The organism is Chitinophaga sp. (genome assembly GCF_036569185.1).
Classification (GTDB): Bacteria; Bacteroidota; Bacteroidia; order Chitinophagales; family Chitinophagaceae; genus Chitinophaga.
The window spans coordinates 21,606-29,902 of record NZ_DATCRD010000302.1; the positions used below are offsets into that span (position 1 = coordinate 21,606).

Here is an 8,297-nt window from a genome sequence, read left to right on the forward strand (position 1 = left end):
AGTTTGGTTGATTGAATAAACAGTTGATTCTTTAGCGAGATAATTGTTGATGATCAGCCCAATTATTGCCGGCAGAGTGGTTCCAAGCACTCTCCGGCTTTTTTCAGGCCGCTGTTATTTCATCGGTACTTCCTCATATCAGCAATAAAATTTGATTGATTAATTGATTATTAGTTTCCGTCCCTCGAGTTTATAGCGGATGCCAAAGTCGGCCAACGCATCCAGCAGATCCTGTAGTTGAAGGTCACGGCCGGGCTTACCCCTGATCACCATCTTCGGTGTATTCCCCCTGTATTCTACTTCTATATCATACCAGCGGGCCAGTTGCCGCATAAATTCTTCCAGCGATACGCCTTCAAAATTGAACTTGCCGCTTTTCCAGGCCACTACCCCGGCTACATCCACATTTTTACTGACGGAAATATGATGCTGCATTACCGCCTGCTCACCGGGTTGCAGCAATACCGTTTCCTGTTTTTTCTTCATCCTTACACTGCCTTCCAGCAAGGTGGTCCGCACCACAGGTTCATCTGCATAGGAATTAATATTAAAGCTGGTGCCCAGCACCTCTACGGCTGCGGTATCCCCTATCATTACACGGAAAGGCTGATGAGCATTTTGAGCCACTTCGAAATAAGCTTCTCCCGTAAGCTGCACTTTTCTTTCACTACCCGTAAAAGCAGTGGGATAGTGTAATACAGTAGCAGCGTTCAACCATACCTGTGTGCCGTCTGGCAGGGTAATCCTGAATTGTCTTGCCCGGGGAGTGGAAATAGTATTCCAGGCTACCGCGCCGGTCCCCTTCCCTGTTGGCTCATAGGCCAGCTGCCCGTCTTTCAGCATTACCCGTGCACCTGCCTGCGCCGACACCTGCCCGTTGCCCAAACTGTCCAATACGATGGTACTTCCATCTGCCAGTGTTAAAATGGCGCCGTCTTTACCCGGCTCCACAGGGATCGCAGCCATTTGCTTTACCGGCGAAAGCGCCTCATTGTTTATACGCACAAAATACCAGGCGCCTGCAGCTACCAGCAACGCTACCGCAGCGGCTACGCGCCACCAGGTACGCACAGGGCGCACAGGAGTGCCCACCACCTCATCAACAGACGACTTGTCGGCCTCCAGTACATTTTGCAGTACCTTCTGCCAGGCCGGACTGTGGGAAGAAGGCATATCACCGGGAACATTCAACGGTTTCCGGCTGAAATACGTTTGTACATGCATGATCAGCCAGGGCTCCGGATGCGCTTCCATCAGTTGCATCAGCTCTTCATAATCATCTGGCCCGGCCGTTTCCGCATGTATAAGATCCAGCAACCGGTTGGCTCTCTCAATAATTTTACTGTCCAAATATTTGTATTTAGTTTAATATTGATGGCATTAATGCGCAATCTGCCGGCGCTTCCGGCGGTATCACATGACTATAGTACCCTGGAGACAGGAAATATACACAAGCAAAACAAACTTTTTTTAAAAACGGTGCAAAAGGATCAGAATGAGGGGGATTTCAATGCCGTGATCTACCAGGTATTCCCTGATCACTTTGCCCGAGCGGGTGAGTGAATTTCGTACCGCCTGAACGGAGATATCCAGTTCTGCGGCAATTTCTGCTGGCTTTTTACCTGATATGCGATTGAGATGATATATTTTTTGTTGCTGTTGCGGCAACTCATTTATGGCCTGGCGGATAAGCCGGGTGGTTTCTGAAAGATTAACCGCGTCTTCGGTTTCATTGGTATGCAAATGAAATTCATGGGCCGGTCCCGGCTGAACAGCCCTTAGCTTCTGCTGTTTCAGGTACTTAAAAGAACGATTATAGGCAATGCGGGAAATCCAATACTGAGGTTCTTCTACTTCCGGCAGCTTTTCCCGCCCCAGCCACAAATACAAAAAGACCTCCTGGGTGAGGTCTTTAACGGTGGCTTCCACAGGCACCAGGTTATAAATGATCCTGTAAAGCTGCGGCATATAAATATGAAACAGCTCCTCAAATGCCTGCTCATCCCCTTCGGCTATCCGGGAAAAAAGCGCCCGGTCTTTATGTTTATCATTTTTCTCCAATATTGTTAGCCCTGTTATTGTGCTGTAAACATAGTTTAATTTTCCTAATCCGCCCTGCCTCTCTCCTCTTCATTTCCAAAATCCCTTTGTTTCAATTTAATGCTGTTCTTACCCAGCTTATAGCTGACAGAGATCCTGCCGCCCCGGGTATCGCCATAGCTACGCACGGCGTTCTTTACACCATTAGAATAGTAAGTAATCAGCGGCCGTTGCGCATTCAGCAGGTCTTCTCCTGTAACAGTAAGCGTGAGCTTTTTGCCCGCCAGCAAAAATTTCATGGACACATCCAGGATATTCATGGTGGAAATATGGAAGATCTGGTAACGGCCCGGCAGTTGTAAAGCATAATTTGCGCTAAAGAAAACAGATTTTAAACGGTTCAGCGTAAAATCATTATTAGTGTAGAAGTAGGCATTATAGCCTTCTACTGATTGCACAAAGCTGGCCTTAGACTTCACATGCTGGTAGTTCACGTTAAAACCTGTAACACTGTTCCACCATGCCCACCTGCTCATATTATAATAACTGGAAAACCCCAACTGGTAAGTATTGGCGTAGTTCACCGGTGTTTGCAGGGTGATATTGGTAGCTCCATCTGTAATAGATAATTCCTGCCCGAAATCAGTTACCTGTGAATAGTAAAATGAGTTGCCCCAGCGCTGATCTTTAATATAAGAAAACTCAAGATTATCGATATACGATGGTTTCAGATGTGGATTCCCTTCTGCATAAAAATATGGACTGGTACGGATAACGAACGGGTTCAGGTAATCAAAATCCGGGCGGCGGATCCTGCGGCTGTAGCTGAATGAGAAAGAATTATTATCATCCGGTAAATAAGTGATATAAGCTGTCGGGAACAGTTTAATATATTTGCTGGTATTGGTTTGATCAAGATTCTTGGAATACCCTTTAGTTTGTGTAGCTTCCATACGCATACCTATCTGCGTTTCCCACCTGGAGGTTATTTTCTTTGTGGCGGAAAAGTATAAAGCCTCATTATACTCTTTATAATTAAAGATATTAGATTGATCCGCATTTAATACAGGGCTTCCGGTGTGATGATCATACACTACCAGGTCGTTATTGGTGTTGGTATACGAAGCCCGGCCACCAAAGGCGATACTGGCCCATTTATAAGGAAGAGATATATCCGTTTTGGCTGAATAGTTTCTAATGTTGTTAATATTGGAATTGGCAGAAGAAAAGAAGGTGCCGGGAATAGTCCCTTCATTATGGTCCAGTTCATTTCCTGAAAAGAACCGGTAATCCTTCTTCCGGTAACTAAAAAAATCAATATCCACCGTAACCCGTTTTCCTGAAGAATCCAATGTGATGGCATGATACCAGTTAAGCGCATTCATTTCAGGCTTATTACGGGCCTGTACATCCGATGCCACATAACCATTCACCAGCCGTGGATCATTGGCATAACGGGTGATAAGTGGCTGGTTGGCGGATTCCCGGCTGGTAAAGCTGCCCAGGTATTTGAATCCGGTTGTCCATTTACCCGTTAACTTATAATCAATGCCCAGGCTCGCGCTCAGCACATCGCTGGTGGATTTGTTATGCACTTCCTGTTTCCATAATTCATTTGTATAAAATATCTGCTCTTCAGAAGTTGTCAGCAGCCGTTGTTTCCCCTTGCTTAAAGATGCCTGCAGGGCAACCCTGTTCCGGTTATAGTTGAATAAGCCCTGCAGGTTAGTGCCTCCATAGGTTTTCTGCGTGTATGCGGCGCCGATACCGGCATCCCAGGAGTTGGCCCTGGCTTTTTTCATTTTAATATTGATCAATCCACTGTTGCCTTCCGCTTCGTATTGGGCCGGTGGCGTAGTGATCACTTCTATGCTCCTGATATTACCGGCAGGAATGGATTTCAGGAAAGTGGACAGATCTTCCTGTGACATTCTCTGCAGGCGGTCATCTATCATTACCAACACTTCTCCCTTACCAACAATGGAAATATTATCATTCTGCACCCTGATGCCCGGGGTAGACTTCAGCACATCCAAAGCTGTTCCGCCTGCGGGCATAACGGCATTTTCCACGTTAAATACCAGCCTGTCCGCTTTTTGTTCAACAAGTTTTTTCCTGCCGGAGATGGTAATGCCTTGCAACTCGGTAACCTCCCGGATGCTGATCATCCCTAAATCAATATCCCTGTCAAGCACAATTTCCCTGTTCAGGTATTCCCGCCCGAATTGTTTGATGATTAAACGGTAAGTATGCTTTGCCGCTTTTATGGAGAAACCACCCAGGCTGTCGGTCATTGTTTGCTGAACAGCTATATTATCATTGTTCAATAAGCTGGTATACAAAAAAGGCATAGGGTTGTTATGCTGGTTAACCACCTTCCCCTTTACAGTGTACTGCTGGCCCCATGCGATGGCCCCATTTAAAACGGCGGCTAATAAAAAGATCATCTGTTTCATGTGTTACGGTTAAGTGCTGCGAAATTCCACGGAATAAACCTCATCAGCCACTTTTATCGACAAACCCCCTTCGTTGGTCTACAAACCCTGTTTCAAATCGTTTTCAGAATGAATACTTTTGTAAAAAATGATTGAATGCTATATAAGGGGATATTATCAGGGAAGAAAGAATTGATTATCCATCTCATATTCTGGATACTTACCGCCTACTTTACTTTTGTAAAAAATCCTTTCCATGCCCGGTTAGTGATCCCTGATCTGTTTTATACCACCTACCTGCTTGTATTTATAGCTACTTTCTATTTCCACTATTTTATAGTGATGAAACAGGTGTTCAAATCCTTCCGGTGGAAAAAACTGTTCGCCGGTATGTTCATTTCCTATTTGTTCTTTACCGGTTTGAGATGGCTTTTGGAGCAGGTGATTACAGGAGCGTTGTTCAACAAAACAAATTATATTGATCCCACCTTTGCCAACTATATGCTCGACAACCTGCATTATAGCAGCATGCCCATCATCTTCAGCTCCTTCCTCTGGCTGGGTATTTACTTCATCCGGCTATTGGAGTATAACCAAACCATCCTTGAAGAAAATAAAAACATTGAGATCAAATTCCTGAAGGCCCAGATCAACCCGCATTTTGTATTCAATACGTTAAACAATATTTACTCGATGGTGTACTTTCAATCCGACAAATCATTAACCGCGATTGAAAAGCTGAGCCAGGTAATGCGGTTCACCACTTATGAATCGCAAAAAGAAAAGATTAACCTGCCGGATGAAGTGGATTATATCAAGGCATATATTGAACTGGAACAACTACGGCACCAGGAAACCGGTTTCGTAAATTTCACCAGCGAAATAGAAAATGAGCATATAGAGATCCCTCCTTATATGCTATCCCCGTTGGTAGAGAATGCCCTGAAACATGGCGTAACTTCCGGCAACAGCCCTATAAACATAAGGCTTAGCGCCAATAAGGAACAGCTCATTTTTAAAATAACCAATGAAATTGGTACGCAAAAGAAAGATAAACTAGGCGGGATTGGTCTTGATAATTTAAAAAAACGGCTGGAAATTCATTATCCCAACCGGCATCAACTACTCCTGGCTAACGAAAACAACCGGTTTACAGCAGCACTGTTAATTAAACTAAGATGAAGAAAAGAACAAATTGCATCATATTGGACGACGAACCATTTGCTGTAAAGCTGGTGGCCGACTATGTTTCAAAAGTACCGCAGCTTAACCTGGTATATGCCGGCAGCGATGTATTCAAGGCAATTGAAATACTGAACAATGAAGCAGTGGATCTAATTTTCCTGGATATACAGATGCCGCAACTTACAGGTATAGAGCTTATGCAGCTTTTCAATCAGCGGCACAATTTCATCATTATTTCCGCGTATCCTCAATATGCATTGGAGGCTTACCAGTTCCACGTGGTAGATTTCCTGCTGAAACCGGTTACCTTCAACCGGTTTTATCAAAGCATAGAAAAGTATAACCGTTGGCTGCGCACATTCCAGCACACAGATACAGACAACTTCCTGTTTGTAAAAGCCGACCGGAAACATTATAAGATAGCAACGGAATCAATTTTATATATAGAAGGGCTCAAAGATTATATCCGCATCCATACCAGCGACGAAAAAATTATGGTGCTGGAAAACATGAAAGATATACTGGATAAGTTACCTGCCAGCCAGTTTGTGCGCATTCACCGCTCCTATATCATTCCCCTGGATAAAATGAAGATCATTGAAGGCAACCAGATACGGATGACAGACGGCACCTGTTTGCCCATCGGAGAAACATACCGGAAATTAGTAAGCGAATGGGTTGACAGGAAATAAATAAATAATTCCTTTTGATGATTATATTTGAGATCATCTGTTTCTATTGTATAAATATCAAATAATGAAGATTTCGATTGGATGTTTTCTGCTGACACTGGTCCTGCATACCACCGGGCTGATGGCTCAATCAGGCCGCACCTACCAGAACCCGCTGCCGGTGGAGTTTGGCGACCCGTATGTATTGCATGTTGCGGGCGACAAATACTACATGTATGGCACCGGTGGTATTGCCAAAAATGGATTTGCCGCTTATTCCTCTACCGACCTGGTGCACTGGAAAGATGAAGGCCAGGTATATTATGCCGCCAACGAGCACGGCTGGAGCGATTCCACTGCCGCATGGAACGGCGCTTACTGGGCGCCTGAAGTGTATGCATATAAAGGCAGGTTTTATATGTTTTACAGCGCCCAATGGAAAGATAATCCTACCAAAGAACTTGAAAACTTCCGCATCGGCGTAGCGGTGGCCGACCGTCCTACCGGGCCATTCACCGACATCAGTAACCGTCCTGTTTTTGATCCCGGCTATCCTGTTATTGATGCCAATGTGCTCTTTGATAAAAACGGTAAAATCTATCTTTATTACTCCCGTTGCTGTTATAAGCATCCTGTAGAAAGCGAAGTAGCTGCCTGGGCCAAACAAAAAGGATGGTTTGATACCGTAGAGGAAAGCTGGGTGTACGGCGTTGAGCTAAAGCCCGATTTCAGCGGTGTAATTGGCGAGCCGGTACTGTTATTACGCCCGCCGGTTAAAATGGATGATAAACATGCGGAATGGGAAAGCCGCTCCGTTACTTCAAAAGAGGTGAACCGCCGGTGGACAGAAGGTTCCGTTGCCTTCAAAAAAGGAGATACCTACTATATGATGTACTCTGCCAATTATTTCGGCGGAAAGAACTACGCAGTAGGCTATGCCACTTCCAAAAGCCCGCTGGGGCCCTTTGTAAAAGGCGCCAATAATCCGGTATTGCAAAAAAACGTGGAGAAAGGCGGCACCGTTACCGGCACTGGCCACAACAGCATTACCTACTCCCCGGATGGAAAGGAAATGCTTTGTGTATATCATGCCCGCACTTCCGCCACAGGCGATCAACGCGTTGTTTTTATTGACCGGATGAAGATCTTAAAAGACGGGAAACTGGTGGTGGAAGGACCTACCACAACACCACAGGCGGTGCCCGGAAGTAAATAAATGATTTAATTTTCCGGCAGTGCTACCCGGTTTTCATCAGATAAACCCGGTAGCGCTTAATAATTATATTTCATCCGATAGAAACATTTATATGTTTCTATATTTTTTTTCTTATCTTTGCTCCTGAAATAATTTGTTCCCGGATATGGACAATAGAAAATTTGAGAAAATATCCCGCGCACTGAGCGATGCCAGCAGGATCACCATCCTGCAGCATTTCAAAAAGAAGCAGGGATGTTTGTATTGTGCAGAGATAACCGATATGCTGGATCTTACCCAACCTTCCGTTTCCCACCACCTGAAGCAGCTGGTAGATGCAGATTTGCTCATACCTGAAAAAGAGGGACGCAACCTGAAGTACATTTTAAACCAAAAAGTGCTGGGTGATTATATTGATCGCCTGAATGCCCTGAAGCCATAGTGCTTTCAGCCCGGATAAGCAATATTTACCGTCATAAACATATCGAAACATTCAAATATTCAAATCAATACATCAATGAAAAAGTCGATTTACGCAATGGCTCTGGGAGCCTTTGGAATTATTACCACCGAATTCGGCGTTATAGGCGTGCTGCCTAACCTGGCCAAGGTATTTGATGTTTCCGTAGACACAGCGGGATGGCTGTTAAGTGCGTTTGCGTTAACAGTAGCGGTGTCATCGCCCTTTATAACTGCCCTGACCACCAATATAAACCGTAAGCTGCTGATGTCGCTTGTACTGGCTGTGTTTGTAGTATCCAACCTGCTTTC

The 8,297-nt window shown here is 44.8% G+C and carries 8 protein-coding genes; 5 read left to right on the forward strand and 3 right to left on the reverse strand.

The window, feature by feature from the left end:
- Window positions 1–159: 159 nt before the first annotated feature.
- The 3 genes from VIM72_RS23600 to VIM72_RS23610 form a co-directional block, all read right to left on the reverse strand.
- Window positions 160–1,350, reverse strand: a complete 1,191-nt coding sequence (locus VIM72_RS23600; RefSeq protein WP_332005281.1) for a FecR family protein — start codon at window positions 1,348–1,350, stop codon at window positions 160–162.
- Window positions 1,351–1,470: 120 nt separating this feature from the next.
- Window positions 1,471–2,061, reverse strand: a complete 591-nt coding sequence (locus VIM72_RS23605) for an RNA polymerase sigma factor (RefSeq protein WP_332005282.1) — start codon at window positions 2,059–2,061, stop codon at window positions 1,471–1,473.
- A gap of 44 nt (window positions 2,062–2,105) precedes the next feature.
- Window positions 2,106–4,496: an outer membrane beta-barrel family protein gene (locus VIM72_RS23610; RefSeq protein ID WP_332005283.1), complete on the reverse strand. Its 2,391-nt coding sequence runs from the start codon at window positions 4,494–4,496 to the stop codon at window positions 2,106–2,108.
- 135 nt (window positions 4,497–4,631) lie between these two features.
- On the opposite strand from VIM72_RS23610, the gene VIM72_RS23615 reads away from it, so the two are divergent.
- The 5 genes from VIM72_RS23615 to VIM72_RS23635 all read left to right on the forward strand — a co-directional run.
- Window positions 4,632–5,657, forward strand: a complete 1,026-nt coding sequence (locus VIM72_RS23615) for a sensor histidine kinase (protein WP_332005284.1) — start codon at window positions 4,632–4,634, stop codon at window positions 5,655–5,657.
- Window positions 5,654–6,352, forward strand: a complete 699-nt coding sequence (locus VIM72_RS23620) for a LytTR family DNA-binding domain-containing protein (RefSeq protein WP_332005285.1) — start codon at window positions 5,654–5,656, stop codon at window positions 6,350–6,352. Before VIM72_RS23615 ends, VIM72_RS23620 begins: the two co-directional genes overlap by 4 nt.
- 64 nt (window positions 6,353–6,416) lie before the next feature.
- The gene (locus VIM72_RS23625; RefSeq protein ID WP_332005286.1) at window positions 6,417–7,547 is read left to right on the forward strand and encodes a glycoside hydrolase family 43 protein; all 1,131 of its coding nucleotides are present in this window, start codon (window positions 6,417–6,419) and stop codon (window positions 7,545–7,547) included.
- 145 nt (window positions 7,548–7,692) lie between these two features.
- On the forward strand, window positions 7,693–7,968 hold the full coding sequence (locus VIM72_RS23630) for a metalloregulator ArsR/SmtB family transcription factor (protein WP_332005287.1): 276 nt from the start codon (window positions 7,693–7,695) through the stop codon (window positions 7,966–7,968).
- Window positions 7,969–8,043: 75 nt separating this feature from the next.
- A partial coding sequence (locus tag VIM72_RS23635) for an MFS transporter (RefSeq protein ID WP_332005288.1) occupies window positions 8,044–8,297 on the forward strand: 254 nt, incomplete at its 3' end.